Genomic DNA, 18029 nt, shown 5'->3' with positions numbered 1-18029 from the left:
AAGCCCTCTGTGAAAACAGAGGGCTTTTTCATGTGCGTTGAACAGGCAGTTCGCTACTCGAGCAGAGAGTAGGACAACCGGCTTTGCCGGTTGAACGGAGCCGCAGGCGACGGCCCGCAGGGTGACCGCCGCAGGCGGGCATCAACTGCCAGGCATCCAATTGAACGAAGCCCTCTGTGAAAACAGAGGGCTTTTTTCTATCTGTCAAACCGACATGTGCCCTATCGAAACTCGCAATGCGCTGCTCTGGAGAAGAATAGGACAACCGGCAACGCAGGCGACGGTTTATAAAAAATAGTCTACGAATAATTATCATATCGTCGATTTATGAAAGTCCTCTTTGCCAGTCCTGATTATCATAACGGTAAAAATCAGGAGGGCACCTGCCATGACATCTTTAATATCATCCCGAACCTGTAACTGCGAAACAACACACGATTATTTATGTGATGTCTCTAAATCAGGATGTGGGGACGTAGGGGGGGGGATTACTTCGGTCGAAAATAGCGATCTTATATTTACCGGCTGTTTTGTTGGCTCATCTAACCGATCTCCCGGCAGTAATGTCCAAGGTAAAATGGATAACCCCAGGACCGTGTCTCTTGATATGAGGGGCAAAATTCCTATTTTCAGCGTTGTCACTCCACGCGCTGGAGCCGGCTCAGCGGATTGGCAATCGGCAACATCAAAGTGTATCCCAGCCAATGCGCCAGTAAATATTGTCAAAACTGACCCGGCAGTGAAAAATCCTAATAAACCCACCAGTGCCAAAATAAAGATTATCATAAAAAAAATAATGGAAGTCCTCCCGGTGTCCTTTGTGATAGTAACCACGGTTGTGCTCACAGGGATAGCGGTGGCAGGAACGTTAGGTTTATCTTTTCCGCCATTAATATTAGCGAGTGTCGTTGTGTATGTGTTGTGGGTTTTGTGGCGCACTTGTAACGCCGACAAAAAAGATTGGGGCGCAATTCTGATAGGTTCTTGGGCATCTAATAAAGTGAGGTCGGTACAAAATGTTGCTGCTGGCTTTATTGCGGGGATATCCGCGAAATTAAATGGCGCTGACTCAACAGCCATGTGGTTTGCAATTAAGTTTAGTTTTTATAAAAGCCGATCTGCTAAAAACGAGGGATGTGCCGAAACCAACATGGCCTGCGCTAATGCGGCGGGAGTGAGCGTTGCCAAGGTGCAAACGCTGGCAAGGCAAAAGGACATTGAAGTCACAAAGGCAGGTTGTGCAGGAGCTATGGCTGGCGCGAACGTTGGGACCAAAATTAATGGGGTAATAGAAGGCAGTTCAATAATAGGTGACATGGCTGGAACCGGGGCAGTCTACGGCGCTATTTTTGGCAGAGGAGTTGATAGGATGGCTGAAAAAGGCACCGGAATAGCCACGGCGGCTGTTGATGCTTATTGGCGGTTTTTGCTACCCGATATCTTCCCGGCACAGCCCCAAGAGGAAAGCTCCGCGTGGGGAAATGATGGACTTTCTTGCAGCGCCGACCTAAGCAAACATGACGAAAGCTGCGTAACAGGGATTGTTAACGCCTATTGGCGGATTTGGTTGAATGACGCTGTCGTCCCGGCCTCTTCCCAAGGAAGGGGCACGGTGCATTACAATGGCGAATCCAAGGAACAAAGTTGGTTTGGCAAAAACAATAAGTTGTGGAAGGAAGGCCGCGAATCTTCCCCTGATAACCATGTTGACATCGGTATCGGCAGCGTGATGTCTAATGCGCAACGGTCAAGGCAAGTTAAAAATGGAACAGCTATGGACGATGTCAACCCTGGCCTTGGAGAGTGGTTTGGCGCCTATACCGGCGGCATTGCCAGCGGCTTATATGCCGGGTTGGATAATCGCTCTGGTGGCCGCTTTAAACATGCCGCTTCGGCTATCGGCAAGCAGGTAAGCGCGGTGCGAAACTTCATGGGCACCGGCACCGTTGTGCCAAGGCGGGTTAATGCTGTTTTCCCCGAGATCGATTGAAAGTCTCGGGTCATGACAGGCGGAACGCAAGAAACGTCCGGCACGATGTCACTCGCCGGCATTACTTTCCATAAGTCGCTGACCGCCTGCGGCATCAAACAGGTGAAGGCTTTGCGGTTTCACCTCCAGCCATAAGGGCTGGCCCGGCGGGTTATTTAAGCGGCCGGCGAACTGGACGTGCAGCGGAAATCCGCCCCAGTCCACGTGCAGCAAGCTGGTTTCGCCGGTGATTTCCTGTAGGCGAAGCGTGGCGGCCGGTTGAGGGGCGGCGGCGACCTGGAGGAAATCATGGGGGCGGATCCCCAGCGTCACCGGCGAGCTTCCCTGCCGCCGTGCGGCGGCATGCCATTTCGGCGGCAAAGGGAACCACAGCTCGCCGCATTTCACGCCCGGCACGCCGTTGCGAATCTCGGGCAGACCGTCCAGCAGGTTCATGGGCGGCGAGCCGATAAAACGCGCGACAAAGGTATTTACCGGCCTGTCGTAAATCTCCAGCGGTTGACCCTGCTGGACAATACTGCCCTCCCTCATCACCACGATTTGGTCCGCCAGGGTCATGGCTTCGACCTGATCGTGAGTAACATACACCGTGGTGGTTTTCAACTGCTGATGCAGGGATTTGATCTCAGCCCGCAATTCCATACGCAGTTGGGCATCGAGGTTGGACAAGGGCTCGTCAAACAGGAACACCCGGGGATTACGCACCATGGCCCGTCCCATGGCGACACGCTGGCGCTGGCCGCCGGACAAGGCCTTCGGCAAACGTTTTAGCAAGGGTTCGATACCCAGCATGCGGGCCACCTGCTGAACCTTGGTGGTCTGCTCCTGGCGCGGCACTTTTTTTACCTGCATATGAAACGCCAGGTTCTCCGCCACCGTGAGATGGGGATATAGGGCATAACTTTGGAAAACCATGGCGATATCGCGATCCGCGGGGTCGAGATTATTGATTTGCTGACTGTCGATAAAAATATCACCGTCGGACACCGTATCCAGCCCGGCCAGTAATCGCAATAAAGTGGATTTACCGCAGCCGGAAGGTCCCACCAGTACCGTGAAGCTGCCGTCCGGGATTTTCAGATCCAGCGGATGCAGCACGGCATTTTTGCCATAACGTTTGGCGACTTTGACTAATTCTACGCTCGCCATGGATTACTCCTTCCCGGCAAAAGAGTGAAGGGAGGCACGGTCAGGGTACTGGCGCGGCGAACTGCTGATTGCCCGTCCGGCGACCCGCGTTCCCCAATAGAGCGCCTGTTGGCGGTTATAACCATACAGCAGCGCACTGAGGAAACCGGCGTTAAAGCTGTCGCCGGCACCGATGGTATCCACCACCCGTACCGGTTCCGCGCTGCAGGATAAAACCTCAAGGCCGCCACAGATCATCGCGCCCTGGCTGCCGCACTTGATGACACAGGCACCGCCCGGCGCAAGTCGTCGGGCCAGAGAGTGACCCGCCGCCGCCAGGGAGTCATTATCTGCCAGCCCCAGGGTCTCCACCTCATTCAACAGCAGATAATCGCACTCGCTCAGCCAGCCATGGATCCGACACCGCAATTCGCTGTTCCAGCCCGAAGGCGGCCAGCCGGTATCCACCGCCACCTTAAAACCGCGCCGTTGGAGAACCGCCAGCAGCTCGGGATACTCATCGAACAGCCGCAGGCAGAGAAAGGTACCGCACAGCAGTACCAGATCGCCTGGCGTCGCCTGCGGCGGCAATTGCCGCAAGACATCCTGTTGCGACAGACGCACGATGTGTCCCTGGTTACTGAAAAACGTGCGTTCTTTATCGGGATGGGTGAAACCCACCGTCAGCGAGGTTTCACAGTCATAGCGCGGCCAAAAGGGCGCACTGTCGGCAAAATGCTCCGCCAGCCAGCGGGCAAAATGATCGTTGCCCTGGTTGGCTACCGCACGGTGCCGGGTGCCCAGCGCCGCCAAAGCGAGAACGCAATTGCCCGCCGACCCGCCGGGGCGCAGCGCGCTGTGCTCAAGCATTGCCTCGGTGCCGCGGGCGGGCCATTCAAGCAACGTACCCATAATCAGGTCAATATTGATATTGCCCGCCACATATAAGGTGGCCTCGGGGGCGGATGTATTCATAGTCTATTGATATCGTCCTGTTATTAACCTTTGCTGCCGCCGCTGGTCAAACCGCTCACCAGGAATTTTTGCAGCCAAATAGCGATGAACAGCGGCGGAACCGAAGCCAGAATACCGACGGCGGCCACCAATCCGTCGTCGGTGGCGCGGCCGGCGGTAAAGCCCGCGATGGTGACCGGCAGTGTTTGTGCCTGAATGTTATTGGTAAACAGCAGGGCGTAAAAAAATTCATCCCAGGCCAACAGCCAGCCAAATACCGCCGAGGCGGCCAGCGACGGTTTTGCCAGGGGCAGCGTAATCCGCAGCAGAACCTGCCAAAAGCGCAGCCCGTCCAGGCGGGCCGCCTGCTCGATATCCAGCGGCAGGGCATCGAACTGGTTTTTCAGCATCCAGGTGAGAAACGGCAGTATCAACGAGCAATACACCAGAATCAGCCCCAAATGGGTATTTAACAGCGATAGCTGCTGCAGCACAAAATAAAGCGGCAACACAAAAGCGACCGGCGGCACCATATAAATCGCCAGGCTGCCCATCAGCCAGCCGTCGCGGCCCGGGTAGCGGGAGAAACTGAACGCCGCCGGGATGGCCAGCGCCAATGAAATCAGGGTGGCGCCGGTGGCGGTGAAAATACTGTTGGCCAGGGCGTGCAAAAACAGCGCTCCCGGCTGCCCCGGCTCGAGGGATAACAGCCGGCCATAGCGGCTGAAGTCCCATTGGCGCGGAATCCACTCCAAGGGAACCCGGGCCAAATCCGCCGATGAGCTTACGCTCATTAAAAACAGCCACAGCAGAGGGGCGAGAATGCTAATCGCCAGCACCAGCGCCGCGCCATAGCGGAGTATCGTCCTGATATAACGCTTCATTGCTCGATTCCCCTTCGACGCTGGCGCGCGATCATCAGCATGTAAATAGCAATCAGGATTCCGCAGAGCAAAGTCATCAATATGGCATAGGCGGCGCCGCTGCCGGCGCGTAAATAGCTGAAAGATTCCTGATAGACAAAAAAGCTCAAGGTCTTGGTGCTGTCCACTGGACCACCGCGGGTCATCACATAAATAATGTCGAAAATCTTGAACGCGTCTATGGTGCGCAATATCAGGGCCACCCCCAGCGGGCCGAGAATGGCCGGGAAGGTGATGGCGCGAAAACGTCGCCAGGCGGAAGCGCCGTCAATGCGCGCCGCTTCGAATAAGTCATCCGGAATGGACTGCAGCGCGGCCAGTGTCAGTAGCGTCACCAAAGGATAATTTTTCCATATGTCGGCCAGCATCACCGCATTCATTGCCGAATCGGGAGAACCAAGCCAGCTGCGATAGTGGTCAATCAGTCCGACCTGGGTCAGCAGGGCGTTGATACTGCCGTAATCCGGGTTGAAATTGAGCCGCCACATCATGGCGTTGACGATGGTGGGCAGCGCCCAGGGCAATATCACCAGTACCCTTAGCAGGCCGCGGCCGTAGAATTTTTGATTCAGCAGCAGCGCCACCAATACCCCTATCACCCCTTCAAAGGCCACTGAGACGATGGTGAAATAAAGCGTGCGCGCCAGCGCGGCGAGGAAGTCCGGGTCGGTCAGGGCAAACAGATAATTGTCGAAGCCTACCGGTTGTGGCGTCACGCCGCCTCCGATTAGCGCGGCATCGGTAAAACTCAGCCAGAGGGTGCGGGCCAGCGGCCAGGCGGTCAGTAAAAACATCATCAATAGCATGGGCGCCAACAGCACCCATGCCTGACGATGCTCACGTTGCGGCAAACTGAGCATGAAGCGATCCTTAATGCAAACGATCCGCAGCCTTGGTTGCCACCTCCATGCCGGCCTCCGGCGTCACCTGGTTTTGCAATACCTGCTGCAGGTTTTGCTGCAGGATATTGGAGAGCTGTGAATATTGGTCGGTTGCCGGCCTGGAAAGCATCACGTTCAGGGATTGTTTGGCCGCGGCGATTAGCGGCTCCTGGCCTTGCTGTACTTTCGGATCGTCATAAGACGATTTCCAGATTGGCAGGCTCAGTTTGGCATATTTGTCCTGCACCGGCTGCGAGGTCATATAGCTGATGTATTGCCAGGCCTGTTCGGGATGCTGGCTGGCCTTGGCGATGCCCAGTCCCATGGAGCCGTTGACCGCCGAAATCCCGTCCGCCTTGCCGCCCGGTGCCGGAACAATACCCACATCCCCGGCCACCTTGCTTTGTTTCGGGTCATTGGCCATGTTGTACATATAGGTCCAGTTCAGCGCAAAGGCGGCATCGCCGTTGGAGAAGGATTTACGGACGTCCTCTTCCAGATATTCCCGCGAGTTGGGATTGGTAAGTCCCTTATCCAGCGTTTCTTTCATATAGGTCACGGCTTTCAGGGCGCCGGGATTGGTAAAATTAAATTTACCCTGCTGGGAGAATTCGCCGCCGAAAGCCGCCACCAGGGTGGTGTAATCACAAATCAGCGCTTCCGCCTGGGACCAGCTCCAGACCAGCGGGTATTTGACGATTCCCTTTTGTTTCAGAATTTCCGACTGCTGTTCCACCTGCTCCCAGGTTTGCGGCGGGGTAGTGATGCCGGCTTTGGTGAGCATGGCTTTGTTGTAATAAAGATATTTGGTATCCAGAATCCATGGCAGACCCCAGATTTTGTCTTTATAGGTGACGGTGCTCATGGCGCCGGAGAAGATTTTTTTGCTGTCTTCGCCGTTAATGCGCGACGTCACGTCCTGTAATAAACCAAATTTAGTGAATTCAGCCGGCCAGATGGCGTCAAACAGCACCACATCGTAGCCGTTGCTCCCCGCGCCCCGGGCCGCAACGATCTTGTCGTGCAGCGCTTCGTAAGGCACGAATTCCAGATTGACGTCAATGTCGGGGTGCTGTTTGGTGAAATCGGCCGTCATGGCGCGAATGTCGTTTTCACTGTAAGCGGCCTGGGTCATAAACAGCGCGCTGATTTGGGTTTTGGCCAGGGCTTGCGCCGACAGTCCCAGCGAGAGGACCGATAGCGCGCAAAGCGTTAAGGCGGGGCACATTTTTTTTATGTTCATTACGTCTCCTGAAACAGCGGGTTGGGGTAGGGATTAAATCAATTTGATTGTTTTAATAGGCGAAAGCAACAAGGACCTCTTCGTCTTGTGACCCTTGTCGCCGATACCCTTCATCTTTCGAGCTGCAACTGTGTTGGCAGCGCCTGCCCACCCCAGCCACTGAGTGATCTAAGCTCCTGGGGTTCGCAAGCTCGCCGCCTTGCCGCAACTCGAAATCTCTTGGATAGAGATAAGCAAATGGCGTGCCGAGAAAGTTCGCTCGGAATAATTAAATCAATTTGATTGCTATAAAGCATATGCACATACTGGCGCTACGGGTGAAGAGCGGTAGGGAGAACATGAGAAATTCAGGAACCAATCTGGAACACGCCAGAGCCCATAACCGTCGGGTGGTGATAGAGGCCATCCGTCTACAGGGGGAACTGACCAGGGCGGAATTGGCGCGTCTTACGGCGCTGACCCCGCAAACGGTGTCCAACATCGTTCTTGAGTTACAGCAAGCGGGGATCCTGTCATCTCATTTGCCGCGGCATGTCGGGGGGCGGGGGCAACCGGCGGTGCCCATCACCTTGAACCCGGATAGCGCCTACTCCATCGGTATCCATCTCGATCATCAAACCCTATTGGTGGTGCTGGTGGATCTTACCGGCAGCGTCCGCTTCCGGCGCCTTTGTTTGGTGCGAAAGCCCCAGCCCGGTGCAACGCTGGTATTGATTAACCAATTGCTGACGGAAATGAAAGCGCAGGCGCTGATCGACTGGCGCAAATTACTGGGTATCGGTGTGGTCATGCCGGGGCCTTTCGGGGTGGAAGGTCTCTCCTCCCAGGGACCGACAACGCTGCACGGCTGGGAAAATATCGACGTGGCGGCAGAGCTGTCGGCGGCCACCGGTCTGCCGGTCACGCTGGAGAACGACGCTACCGTGGCGGCTATCGGCGAGCGTTTTCACGGTGTGGCCAAGCAGCTGGATTCCTTTATTTATCTGTATATCGGAACCGGCCTGGGCGCAGGCATCTTTACCGACGGCCATATTTATACCGGGCATGCCCATAACGCCGGCGAAATCGGCCATATGGTGGTACAGCCGGATGGCCGCCCCTGCGCCTGCGGCAACCATGGCTGTCTGGAGCGCTATCTGTCGCTGCAGTCGGCCTATGAAGCCTGCGGGCTCGATCCGATGACCGCCATGCCGGAGGATCTGCTGGGGGTGGACGAGGCCTGTTTCGACCGCTGGGTTGAGTCGGCTTTGCCCGCCACTCGCCAGGGTATCAATATCATCGAGTGTATTTTTGATGCCGAAACGGTGATCATCGGCGGACAGATGCCGCAACCGCTGGTGGAAAAGATTGTCCGGCGATTACACCCACTGCTGTGTTCGGTACGCAGTAAATATCGTGACGAACAGCGGGTGCGCATCGGCATGACCGGCACCGATACCGCCGCGCTGGGAGCGGCGGCCTTGCCGATATTCGACGAATTTAATCCGCAATATGAAGTACTGCTGAAATAAAAGGCCCGCACGCGCGGGTTAAGGCTGACAAACGGGCTCGGAGACAAATAAGTCGGGACAGGCTGCTAGAAGAGTAAACCGTCCGCGCCAGGGACCAAAACGCCCGGAGCGTTTTGGAACAACGCCGTAAGGCGTTGGCCCGAAGGGCGGCTACCACGGATGGTGGCCGTAATCGCGCGGATCGAGCCCCCAGGGAAGGGTTCACGGATCTGGCAGCCTGTCTCGACCATGCACTTTGTCAATAAGCTCAGTCCGTACCCACGGGCTGAGTGCCGACCTTAATGAAGTATCTGCGACAGAAACATGCGGGTACGCTCGGATTTTGGCTGGGTAAAGAATTCGTTCGGCGAGGCTTCTTCGACGATCTCCCCGCGATCCATAAAGATCACCCGGTCGGCCACCGTGCGGGCAAAACCCATTTCGTGGGTGACGCACAGCATGGTCATACCGTCATTGGCCAAGCCTATCATGGTATCCAGCACTTCTTTCACCATTTCCGGATCCAGTGCCGAGGTGGGCTCATCGAACAGCATGATTTTCGGCTTCATGCACAATGAACGGGCTATGGCTACCCGCTGCTGCTGACCGCCGGACAGCTGGCCGGGAAACTTGTTGGCGTGTTCAACGATGTGTACCCTCTGCAAATAATGCATGGCCAGCTCATCGGCCTCTTTTTTCGGCATTTTCCGCACCCAGATAGGCGCCAGTGTGCAATTCTGCAGCACCGTCAGGTGCGGAAACAGATTAAAATGCTGGAACACCATGCCGACTTCGGTACGCACCCGTTCAATATTGCGCAGGTCGTCGTCCAGTAACGTGCCGTCCACCACAATAGTCCCCTGCTGGTGCTCTTCCAGATGATTGATGCATCTGATGGTGGTGGACTTCCCTGAACCTGAGGGACCGCATAACACGATACGTTCGCCGGATTTTACCTGCAGATTGATGTCTTTCAGCACGTGGAACTGGCCGAACCATTTATTGACGTTTTCCAGTGTAATCATCAATCGTTCATTTGGGTTGGCGTTATTGTCGCTCATGGTTTACCTCAATGGGTGGAAGAATGCCCGGTATGAAAACGCCTTTCCAAATGCTGGCTATAGCGGGACATGCCAAAACAAAAAATCCAGTAGACGAGCGCGGCAAAGACATATCCTTCCGTGGACATTCCCAGCCAGGCCGGGTCAACCGTGGCCTGTTGGACGCTACTGAATAAATCAAACAAGCCGATAATCACCACCAGACTGGTGTCTTTGAACAGTTCAATGATGGTGTTTACCAGGCTGGGAATAACCATTTTCAAGGCTTGGGGTAAAATGACCAATCCCTGTGTTTTCCAATAACCGAGGGCCAGGGATTCCGCCGCTTCATATTGCCCTTTCGGCAACGCTTGCAAACCGCCGCGCACCACTTCCGCCACGTAGGCGGACTGGAACATGATAACCCCCACCAGGGCGCGGATAAGCTTATCGATATTGGTGCCTTCCGACAGAAACAGCGGCAGCATCACCGAAGACATGAAAAGGACGGTAATCAGCGGTACGCCGCGCCACAATTCGATAAAAATAATCGAAAACCACTTCACCACCGGCATTTTCGAACGACGGCCAAGGGCCAGCACCACGCCCAGCGGCAAGGCGCCGGCGATGCCCACCGAGGCGATAATCAGGGTCAACGTCAAACCGCCCCACTGGCGGGTTTCAACCCGGGTCAGGCCGAAAAAACCGCCGTACAGCATAACCCAGGTAAAGACAGGAAACGCCACCACCCAGCAGGTGATATAACGACCGCGGCGCGGCATGGCTTTCCAGAAGATCGGTATCAGGCTCAGAAGCCCGACCACCAGGGTAAGATTGATGCGCCAGCGCTGATCGATAGGGTACAGCCCGTACATAAACTGGCCGAAGCGGGCGTGGATAAACACCCAGCAGGCGCCGTCTTTGGTACAATCACTACGGCTGGTACCGGTCCAGTTGGCCTGGAATAACAACCAGTTCAATAAGGGCGGGATAACCACCCAGAGCAGCCAGAGACAGAACAATGTCAGGATGCTGTTGGTGACGCTGGAAAACAGATTCTGCCGTATCCAGAACAGGGCAAGGCCCAGCCGGCTGCGCGTCGGGGTAGCTACGGGTTCATGGGGAGTTAATGTCATGGTCATGGATTTCCCTTAGCGTTCAACCAATGCCTTACGCCGGTTATAAAGATTCATCAAAAACGAAATCAACAGGCTGATAATTAAATAGACCGACATGGTGATGGCGATGGTTTCGATTGCCTGCCCGGTCTGGTTCAATACCGTACCGGCAAACAGCGACACCATATCGGGGTAACCAATGGCGGCCGCCAGCGAGGAGTTTTTTACAATGTTTAGATACTGGCTGGTGAGCGGCGGAATAATCACCCGCAGCGCCTGCGGCAAAATGACCTGATTCAACGTGACGGGAGTCGGTATTCCCAGTGAACGGGCCGCTTCATGCTGACCATAGGGAACCGACTGGATGCCGGCGCGGATGATCTCGGCGATAAAACTCGACGTGTAGATAGACAACGCCAGCGTCAGGGCCGCCAGTTCGGGGATCAACGCCATGCCGCCGCGAAAATTAAAGCCGCTGAGGGCCGGTACATCCCAATGAACGGCGTCGCCGAAGATAAACTGCGCCAGAACAGGCAGGCCCAGGATCAGGATAATAATCCACGGCCAGCTGCGCCGCAGTCCGCCTGTGGCCATCTGATGGCGGCGGTTGATCCGGTAGAGCACCAGCGAGGCCGCAATGGCTATCAGCACGGCGAACAGCATGGGAACGGCGCCGGGACCGGCCAGCGGCGTGGGCATATACAGGCCGCGATTGCTGAGAAAAATCAAATTAAAGGCGCTGATGGACTGGCGTGGGCCGGGCAGATTGCGCAGTACGGCGAAATACCAGAAAAATATTTGCAGCAGCAGCGGGATGTTACGGAAAGTTTCGACATAGAGGGTGGAAAGTTTGCGTAACAGCCAGTTATCGGACAGCCTCGCTAACCCGAGGAAAAATCCGAGGATTGACGCAAATACGATCCCCAGCGCGGAAACCAGCAGGGTATTGAGCAAACCGATAATAAAGACTCGCCCGTAAGTATCGCCATCCTGGAAAGAAATCAGATGTTGGATAATACCGAAACCGGCGGCGTCGCTCAAAAACCCAAAACCGGAAGTGATGCCGCGATGGCGCAAATTGGTCAGGGTATTGTGCAGAATGTAGCCAACAAAAGAGAATAACACCACGACCGCGAGGATCTGATAAACCCAGGCGCGTACCGCAGGGTTTGTCAAGGAAAAGGCGCCTTTAGCAGTTTGGCGTTGTTGCATATGGAAAGCCCCGAAATAAAATCTGTTGGAAAAACACTGGCGCATGGCGCCAGTGTTTCCGCCTGCTGACAGTTATACTTAACGCACGGGCGGAGCGTATTGGATACCGCCCTGATTCCATAAGGCATTCAAGCCGCGTTTGATTTTCAGTTCGCTACCCTGGCCGACGTTACGTTCAAAACTTTCGCCATAGTTACCCACTTGCTTAACAATCTTGTATGCCCAATCGTTAGGCAGTTTCAACTGTTCGCCGAAATTGCCTTCTTTACCCAGCAGATGGGCCATATCCGGATTGGTGGGGGTGGCGAGCAGCTGGTCGACGTTCTTGGAGTTGACGCCCATTTCTTCGGCGTCCAGCATGGCGTACAGAGACCATTTCACAATGGCGAACCAATCATCATCGCCGCGGCGAACAACCGGGCCTAAAGGTTCTTTGGAGATCACTTCAGGCAGGACCACATAATCATCGGGTTTACCCAGCTTGATGCGCAGCGCATAGAGTTGCGACTGGTCGGAAGACAGGGTATCGCAGCGGCCGGATTCCAGCGCCTTGGCCGTTTCATCGGAACGGTCGAATGTCAGCGGGGTATATTGCATTTTGTTGGCTTTAAAGTAATCGGCGACATTCAGCTCGGTATCGGTACCGGACTGCAGACAAACAGTTGCGCCATCAAGATCCTTGGCGCTTTTCAGCCCGGCTTTCTTTTTGGTCAAAAAGCCGATGCCGTCATAATAGTTGACGCCGGCAAACACGATGCCCATGGACGCATCGCGGGAAGAGGTCCAGGTTGTGTTGCGGGAGAGAATATCCACCTCACCCGATTGCAACGCGGTGAAACGCTCTTTGGCGGTCAGGGGAGTGTATTTTACTTTGCTGTCATCACCAAACACCGCGGAAGCAACGGCCCGGCAAACGTCCACATCGACACCGGTAAATTTACCGCTGGCGTCGGCGTAGGAAAAGCCCGGCAAACCGTCGCTGATACCGCATTGTACAAAACCTTTTTTCTTAACCGCATCCAAAGTCGTGCCCGCATGTGCCTGGTTAGCTATCGCAAAGAGGGTTGCTGCGGCAGCTAACGCGGAAATCATAATTTTTTTCATAAAGCATCCTGTGAGGCCGAAAATAAAGCTAATGGTTTGATGCACTTTTGCCGCGCATCTGTCCTGTCAATGGCATATCGCCAGTATCCTCATAGCAAAGGGGATGCCAATTCGGCAACTGCATGTCTGACGCGACATCCCGGGTGTTTTGAACACAGGGACAACCCTTTATGGAGCAATTACGCACCATATTTGTGCAAAGGCTGCGCCAATGCACTATTTTACGGCATCGAGTTCCATTATGTGGGAATGTTGTTCACATTTTGCGCAATGCGCCGATTGAGGGCAACAATTGTGAGCACTATTGATAGCAGTATTGAATATCGCTTGCATCCCGTGCGTCAATATGAGTTAATGGTGTCAACGGTTTGTAACGCAGACCTATTTATGAAAGCCATTTTAGTAAAGTTGTTCTAGTAAAAGCGATAGTCTACCATCACTTCTTCGACGAATTTCCTTCTTAAGTGCCACCATAAGTAATCCCTGATAAACAGACCTTTTTCGCCACCCTGTGGCACAAATAATTACGAAGGAAGTATTTATGTCTGACAAAGTGAAAGGTGTAGTAAAGTGGTTTGACGCTGGTAAAGGTTTTGGTTTTATCACCCCTGAAGACGGCAGCAAAGATGTATTCGTACATTTTTCCGCTATCCAGAGCAATGATTTCAAAACGTTAGACGAAGGTCAACGTGTTGAATTCACTATCGAAAAAGGCCAGAAAGGCCCGTCTGCCGCGAACGTCGTCGCGCTGTAAGTCTCGCTATTATCAGTACCCGCTTGGCCAGCGGCGGACGTTGAGTCCGTAAGCTGTGACCTCATAGCCGTTACCTGATAGCAAAATTTAAGACCCTGACTTCGGTCGGGGTTTTTTTTGTCTAAAAATCGGCATAATCATTTGGCCAGTCAAGTCTGATTCATCTGCCTTTTGCAATGATCAATTATAAAATAACATAATAAGATATGATATATTTTAAACATTGACATTAATTTAAAAATTAATTCTAATCAATATTCATCCTACACCTCAGATTATAAAAAACTTCTTTAATTAAAAATAGTTTTAGTTTTTAATATTGGTGAATATTAATGAGCACAACAAATAATAATTATAGAAAGCAGATCGGTTTGTACAATAATCAAAAAAATGGAAGATTTATATTTCATAAACAACAGCAATCATTTATCAACCGTTTGACTGAGATGCCCGCTAATCGGGCTAGACATGAACGTGCTTCATTATTACTGAATATTATTTTGTTACTTACCAATGTCACCCGAGCATCCCACGGCTCCTCTTTACCGGCGGGCAGGATACCAGAGGCACTTAAAATAAAAAAAGCTGACACTCATCCTATTTCTAAAAGATTTATTGATATAACTAACTTCCAAAATGATGTCATTGAACCCGTGCCTAAGCATAATCACTCACGTTATAGCCTAAATAAGGACGCCGGAATAATAATGAACGGGAACAAAGTTCGGCATAAAAACAAGCATGATGTCCATAAATCAAGCAGTAAAAAGGCAAATAATACGGCACCTCGACAATATGAAAGTGATATCGATGGCCAGAAAAACAAAAAACCGGGGCCAAGACCAAACTCTGCCAAGGCCGCGGGTTTTATGCCATGGGGCAAAATGGGATCGATTAAAACAATATTGGATGTCTATAAAAAAACGTATCCTCATTTATATAAGGTGGCGGCCGATGAAATTAAAAAAGCGTTATTTAAACAAACCGGTTTGTCTCTCGACCCCGATAAGCATTATTTTTATCGGTTTACGTCGGCGGAAAATGATCCCGCATCGGTTACCGGGTGGCGCCACGACAGCGCCAGGCCCATAGAGGCAACTACGCTGACTGAGTGCGTGCTGAATAACTTTTCCGCCGACGCTCGGGACAACCTGGATGTTGTCGATCAAATGACAGGGATTTATAACGTTTCCGCATCACTCACGGAATCTTTCGGCAGCGAGAATCAGCTGCCGATTAAGCCTTCTGTCGTTGCCAATATAATCATTGAGATGGACTTTTTTAATTTATATATAAATAAATTGAATAAATATTGGCAGACGGATATACCTCAATACGTTTATTTGGCTCAATTCCTCTCAGCACTTAGTCGGTTAACCCGATCTAATGAAAAGTATACTGACTTATTTTTGCAGGCTTTCAATATCATTCCTCATAAAAAAATAGTTATAAAAAAATATTTATTTGATATCAATGGTTATACGGCTACCGATATCATTGTGTTGGCTATTGAAAGTTCATTACACTATGTACTCTATATACCGGGTGAGCCGAAGAGCATTTTCCACTTTCACAGTCTGAAGGAAATGAAAACATGGTTTATAACAAATTGCAGGAAAAAAAAGAACCGGGATATTATGGCAAGCCATTTTTCAATTTATAACAGGCAGAATGGAAATTTTTATGATGGTATCGACAGCTGGCTGGAGATGTTCGGGGAAGCCGACGGGGCAAAAAAATACCTGGACAACATCTGGCGGAAACGAATTGAAATCAAGGATGATCTGATCCGGTTTATTGTCATGCAACAGAAAAACCGGGCATTAAGCGATGCCGACAGCCTGATAAAATCCAATGCAGAGGTGCGAAGGGATATGGCTATCAAGTACTTTTCCATCATGAATATGTTTTTGCCTAACCCAGTCACTCCCTTTGTTTCCTTGGGTCTGGACATTGATAAAATGGTTAATGGAGATGATGAGCCAGAAAGAAAAGAGGCCCAGAATTTGGTGTTAGACGATTGCGTAAACGTGGCGCTGATTGCCTTGGGCGGGCTATTGGAAGGCAGGTTTTCCATCGTTTATAATGAAGGCGCGGAGTTCAGGCTTGAAAATATTCCGGTGTCTGAGCAGGTGAAAAAGGAGATGGTTAATATACGCTCAACGGGGCGCTTAACATCAGGAGAGGTTTTTACCTTTAAAGGACGCACATTAAACCCCCCCGGCGGTAAGATAAATCATGAGATAACTTTTCATCAAACGATGTTAACAAAGATTGCCCATTCAAATATTAAAGAGATGGATATTTCTTTATCTGAGTTGTCCGCGCCCAATAGGTTTGGCATTCTGCATGATGCTTTAGGCAGTCACTACATTAAGGTAGGTAGTAAAATTTATCAAGTGAGACCAACCGGGCATTCTGGTTATTATTTTATTGGCAAAAAAAACGAATTTGGTATCTGGTTCAATAAAAGGTCGAAACAATATCGGATGATCAATTTGAAAAAATGGCGTCCATCGGCCCCCTATACTTGCAAAGTGGTGAGGTCTATCAGAACATGGGGGAACCGCCTTTGCCTGCCGCAATTTTCTCCTCAGGTAAGAAGAATTCTGGCCAAGCATCTAGAAGCAAATCCCTTATACGATAATCGTGAACCTAATATTTTATATGACAAGGATGGAGAATTATTTATAGATAGAGCTAACAATCAAAAGTTTATTCTCTTTTCTAATAGTTTTTTTCCTGTCAGAGAAATGGGTAATGGCTTTGTTATATTCAAACCCGGAATGCATTGGCGTCAAGTGAAGCTGGCTCGGGTTTTCTTTAGCATCGAACAAAGACAGTCTTACATTGTCACTCGAATGGAGCGTATTGGAGAGATGTTCAGCCAGGCGTTCTCCGAGCCTAAATTGTTAAAAATGAGGGTCAATCAGCCCCTTAACGTTTATGAGAAACAAGCGCTGGCAGACTACCAATACAAAAATATGCAGCAAGTCAACGACGCTTTGCATCAGCGCATGTCAATCAGGCATCGTTCTGCGGTTATCGATTCAGATATTTTCCGACAAATAGAGAATATACATTCCGCCTTAGCTAAGGTAAAACCAGCTCAGTGTACGATATTTAAATATGGCAGAATGAAAAAAAGCGATTTTTTAAAACTAAAGCCGAACGATTTGTTTATGAATGAAAACTTTGTGCTGGCCGGGCTTGATAAACCCTTGGGGCTAAATATAAGCTCGTTTTGGGAAGCTGAGGACATTCCGGTAAAATTTTCCGTACAGTTAAAGAACAGGGGTTACCCTATCAATTTTTATGCCGCGGATGTCTCGGATATCGCTATCCTGGTAAAGGATAAGACTTTTTTCAGAACTGCTGATATCAAGGGACTCAGGGTGAATTTAAAAGAAATAACTTCATATGAAGTAAATAAATATACTTCAAGTCTCAATAATATTCGAAGACTTAATTTTGACATTCCCAATGAGGGCATAGACTGTTTAAAGAGTGAAGTGCAACTGATACAGGGATTACTCAAAAAGAAATATTCCACCTTCAATAATTCACCTGAGTATATTGAAAAATATTCCAATTTGCTGTGCAGTTTGGCCGAAAAGCAGATTAATTCTCCCGCCTTGGAAGAGTATACCGAATCGGGTAGCGATTTTATCAATGATTGGCTGCGATTCGGCACCCGGTCTATTAACGAGGAAACGCTGCATGCCGATGAAGAGGCGGCCGAACTGCTGTCAGATTATGAAAATATGCATGATTTTGACAGTTATGCCTTTCGAACCGTTGAATATCCCGCCGGCGTTTACGGCCAGTCGGTGAGGGAAGGGGATATTGTAATTGATAAAGGGTTTATGTCAGCCTCCGCGTTGCCCGGCAACTGCATTGGCTGGAAAGAGAGCTGGACTAAACAATTTTCTAAAACCAAGGGAGATCAGATTATTATTATATTCGATAAAAATGTGCCTAAAAAAATTGCCGGTACCGGTTTCCTAATCGATCATATTTTGATAAAGCCTATGACAGCGTTGAAAGTGGTCAGTATTACCCCAGCCGATGATATCAAGGGCAACCCGGTCTATATCGTCGGTGTCAGCCGCGCCCAAAGCGCTCCCTCTGCCAAGGATATCTTCACCGGCAGGAAGATGACATGATGTTTAACGGGTAGCATTCCAGCCAA

Annotated in this window: 13 protein-coding genes; 4 read left to right on the top strand and 9 right to left on the bottom strand. The window is 51.2% G+C overall.

Features of this window, described 5'->3' with window-relative positions; genetic code table 11:
* Positions 1–388: 388 nt before the first annotated feature.
* The gene (locus HB631_RS09725) at positions 389–1990 is read left to right on the top strand and encodes a hypothetical protein (RefSeq protein WP_213990933.1); all 1602 of its coding nucleotides are present in this window, start codon (positions 389–391) and stop codon (positions 1988–1990) included.
* Positions 1991–2038: 48 nt separating this feature from the next.
* On the opposite strand, the gene ugpC is transcribed toward HB631_RS09725, so the two are convergent.
* From ugpC to HB631_RS09700, 5 genes are read right to left on the bottom strand one after another with little or no spacing between them, the layout of a single operon-like run.
* Positions 2039–3139 (bottom strand): sn-glycerol-3-phosphate ABC transporter ATP-binding protein UgpC, encoded by a 1101-nt coding sequence (ugpC, locus tag HB631_RS09720; protein ID WP_213990932.1) that lies wholly within the window; start codon positions 3137–3139, stop codon positions 2039–2041.
* A gap of 3 nt (positions 3140–3142) precedes the next feature.
* Positions 3143–4093, bottom strand: coding sequence for a carbohydrate kinase family protein (locus tag HB631_RS09715; RefSeq protein ID WP_213990931.1), 951 nt, complete (start codon positions 4091–4093; stop codon positions 3143–3145).
* A gap of 23 nt (positions 4094–4116) precedes the next feature.
* Entirely contained in the window at positions 4117–4956 is an 840-nt protein-coding gene (locus HB631_RS09710) for a carbohydrate ABC transporter permease (RefSeq protein WP_213990930.1), read from the bottom strand.
* A complete protein-coding gene (locus HB631_RS09705; protein ID WP_213990929.1) occupies positions 4953–5855 on the bottom strand; it encodes a sugar ABC transporter permease in 903 nt (300 codons plus the stop codon). Before HB631_RS09705 ends, HB631_RS09710 begins: the two co-directional genes overlap by 4 nt.
* A gap of 10 nt (positions 5856–5865) precedes the next feature.
* Positions 5866–7119 carry an extracellular solute-binding protein gene (locus tag HB631_RS09700; RefSeq protein WP_213990928.1) on the bottom strand — a complete coding sequence of 418 codons (1254 nt, stop codon included), beginning with the start codon at positions 7117–7119 and terminating at the stop codon, positions 5866–5868.
* A gap of 338 nt (positions 7120–7457) precedes the next feature.
* Between HB631_RS09700 and HB631_RS09695 the strand changes: the two genes are divergently transcribed.
* On the top strand, positions 7458–8630 hold the full coding sequence (locus HB631_RS09695; RefSeq protein WP_213990927.1) for an ROK family transcriptional regulator: 1173 nt from the start codon (positions 7458–7460) through the stop codon (positions 8628–8630).
* Between the two features lie 278 nt (positions 8631–8908).
* On the opposite strand, the gene HB631_RS09690 is transcribed toward HB631_RS09695, so the two are convergent.
* The 4 genes from HB631_RS09690 to HB631_RS09675 form a co-directional block, all read right to left on the bottom strand.
* Positions 8909–9670: an amino acid ABC transporter ATP-binding protein gene (locus tag HB631_RS09690; RefSeq protein ID WP_275955686.1), complete on the bottom strand. Its 762-nt coding sequence runs from the start codon at positions 9668–9670 to the stop codon at positions 8909–8911.
* 8 nt (positions 9671–9678) lie between these two features.
* The gene (locus HB631_RS09685) at positions 9679–10785 is read right to left on the bottom strand and encodes an amino acid ABC transporter permease (RefSeq protein ID WP_213990958.1); all 1107 of its coding nucleotides are present in this window, start codon (positions 10783–10785) and stop codon (positions 9679–9681) included.
* Positions 10786–10800: 15 nt separating this feature from the next.
* Positions 10801–11979 carry an amino acid ABC transporter permease gene (locus HB631_RS09680; RefSeq protein ID WP_213990926.1) on the bottom strand — a complete coding sequence of 393 codons (1179 nt, stop codon included), beginning with the start codon at positions 11977–11979 and terminating at the stop codon, positions 10801–10803.
* 78 nt (positions 11980–12057) lie between these two features.
* Positions 12058–13083 carry an amino acid ABC transporter substrate-binding protein gene (locus HB631_RS09675; RefSeq protein WP_213990925.1) on the bottom strand — a complete coding sequence of 342 codons (1026 nt, stop codon included), beginning with the start codon at positions 13081–13083 and terminating at the stop codon, positions 12058–12060.
* A gap of 541 nt (positions 13084–13624) precedes the next feature.
* Between HB631_RS09675 and cspE the strand changes: the two genes are divergently transcribed.
* Positions 13625–13837, top strand: a complete 213-nt coding sequence (gene cspE / locus HB631_RS09670) for a transcription antiterminator/RNA stability regulator CspE (protein ID WP_213990924.1) — start codon at positions 13625–13627, stop codon at positions 13835–13837.
* 332 nt (positions 13838–14169) lie between these two features.
* The gene (locus HB631_RS09665) at positions 14170–18003 is read left to right on the top strand and encodes a DUF6543 domain-containing protein (RefSeq protein ID WP_213990923.1); all 3834 of its coding nucleotides are present in this window, start codon (positions 14170–14172) and stop codon (positions 18001–18003) included.
* The last annotated feature ends 26 nt before the right edge of the window (positions 18004–18029 follow it).

The sequence above is a fragment of the Sodalis sp. dw_96 genome, from assembly GCF_018449575.1.
In the GTDB taxonomy this organism is placed as follows: Bacteria; Pseudomonadota; Gammaproteobacteria; order Enterobacterales; family Enterobacteriaceae; genus Acerihabitans.
Note: the sequence above shows the minus strand (reverse complement) of the source record. Positions and strands in the feature narration are given on the sequence as shown.

Bases quoted from the DNA above. Each gene is read 5' to 3' on its own strand.
- HB631_RS09675 (WP_213990925.1), bottom strand. From the start codon at position 13,083: ATGAAAAAAATTATGATTTCCGCGTTAGCTGCCGCAGCAACCCTCTTT.
- HB631_RS09710 (WP_213990930.1), bottom strand. From the start codon at position 4,956: ATGAAGCGTTATATCAGGACGATACTCCGCTATGGCGCGGCGCTGGTG.
- HB631_RS09680 (WP_213990926.1), bottom strand. From the start codon at position 11,979: ATGCAACAACGCCAAACTGCTAAAGGCGCCTTTTCCTTGACAAACCCT.
- HB631_RS09695 (WP_213990927.1), top strand. From the start codon at position 7,458: ATGAGAAATTCAGGAACCAATCTGGAACACGCCAGAGCCCATAACCGT.
- HB631_RS09685 (WP_213990958.1), bottom strand. From the start codon at position 10,785: ATGACATTAACTCCCCATGAACCCGTAGCTACCCCGACGCGCAGCCGG.
- HB631_RS09705 (WP_213990929.1), bottom strand. From the start codon at position 5,855: ATGCTCAGTTTGCCGCAACGTGAGCATCGTCAGGCATGGGTGCTGTTG.
- HB631_RS09690 (WP_275955686.1), bottom strand. From the start codon at position 9,670: ATGAGCGACAATAACGCCAACCCAAATGAACGATTGATGATTACACTG.
- cspE (WP_213990924.1), top strand. From the start codon at position 13,625: ATGTCTGACAAAGTGAAAGGTGTAGTAAAGTGGTTTGACGCTGGTAAA.
- HB631_RS09715 (WP_213990931.1), bottom strand. From the start codon at position 4,093: ATGAATACATCCGCCCCCGAGGCCACCTTATATGTGGCGGGCAATATC.
- HB631_RS09665 (WP_213990923.1), top strand. From the start codon at position 14,170: ATGAGCACAACAAATAATAATTATAGAAAGCAGATCGGTTTGTACAAT.
- ugpC (WP_213990932.1), bottom strand. From the start codon at position 3,139: ATGGCGAGCGTAGAATTAGTCAAAGTCGCCAAACGTTATGGCAAAAAT.
- HB631_RS09700 (WP_213990928.1), bottom strand. From the start codon at position 7,119: ATGAACATAAAAAAAATGTGCCCCGCCTTAACGCTTTGCGCGCTATCG.
- HB631_RS09725 (WP_213990933.1), top strand. From the start codon at position 389: ATGACATCTTTAATATCATCCCGAACCTGTAACTGCGAAACAACACAC.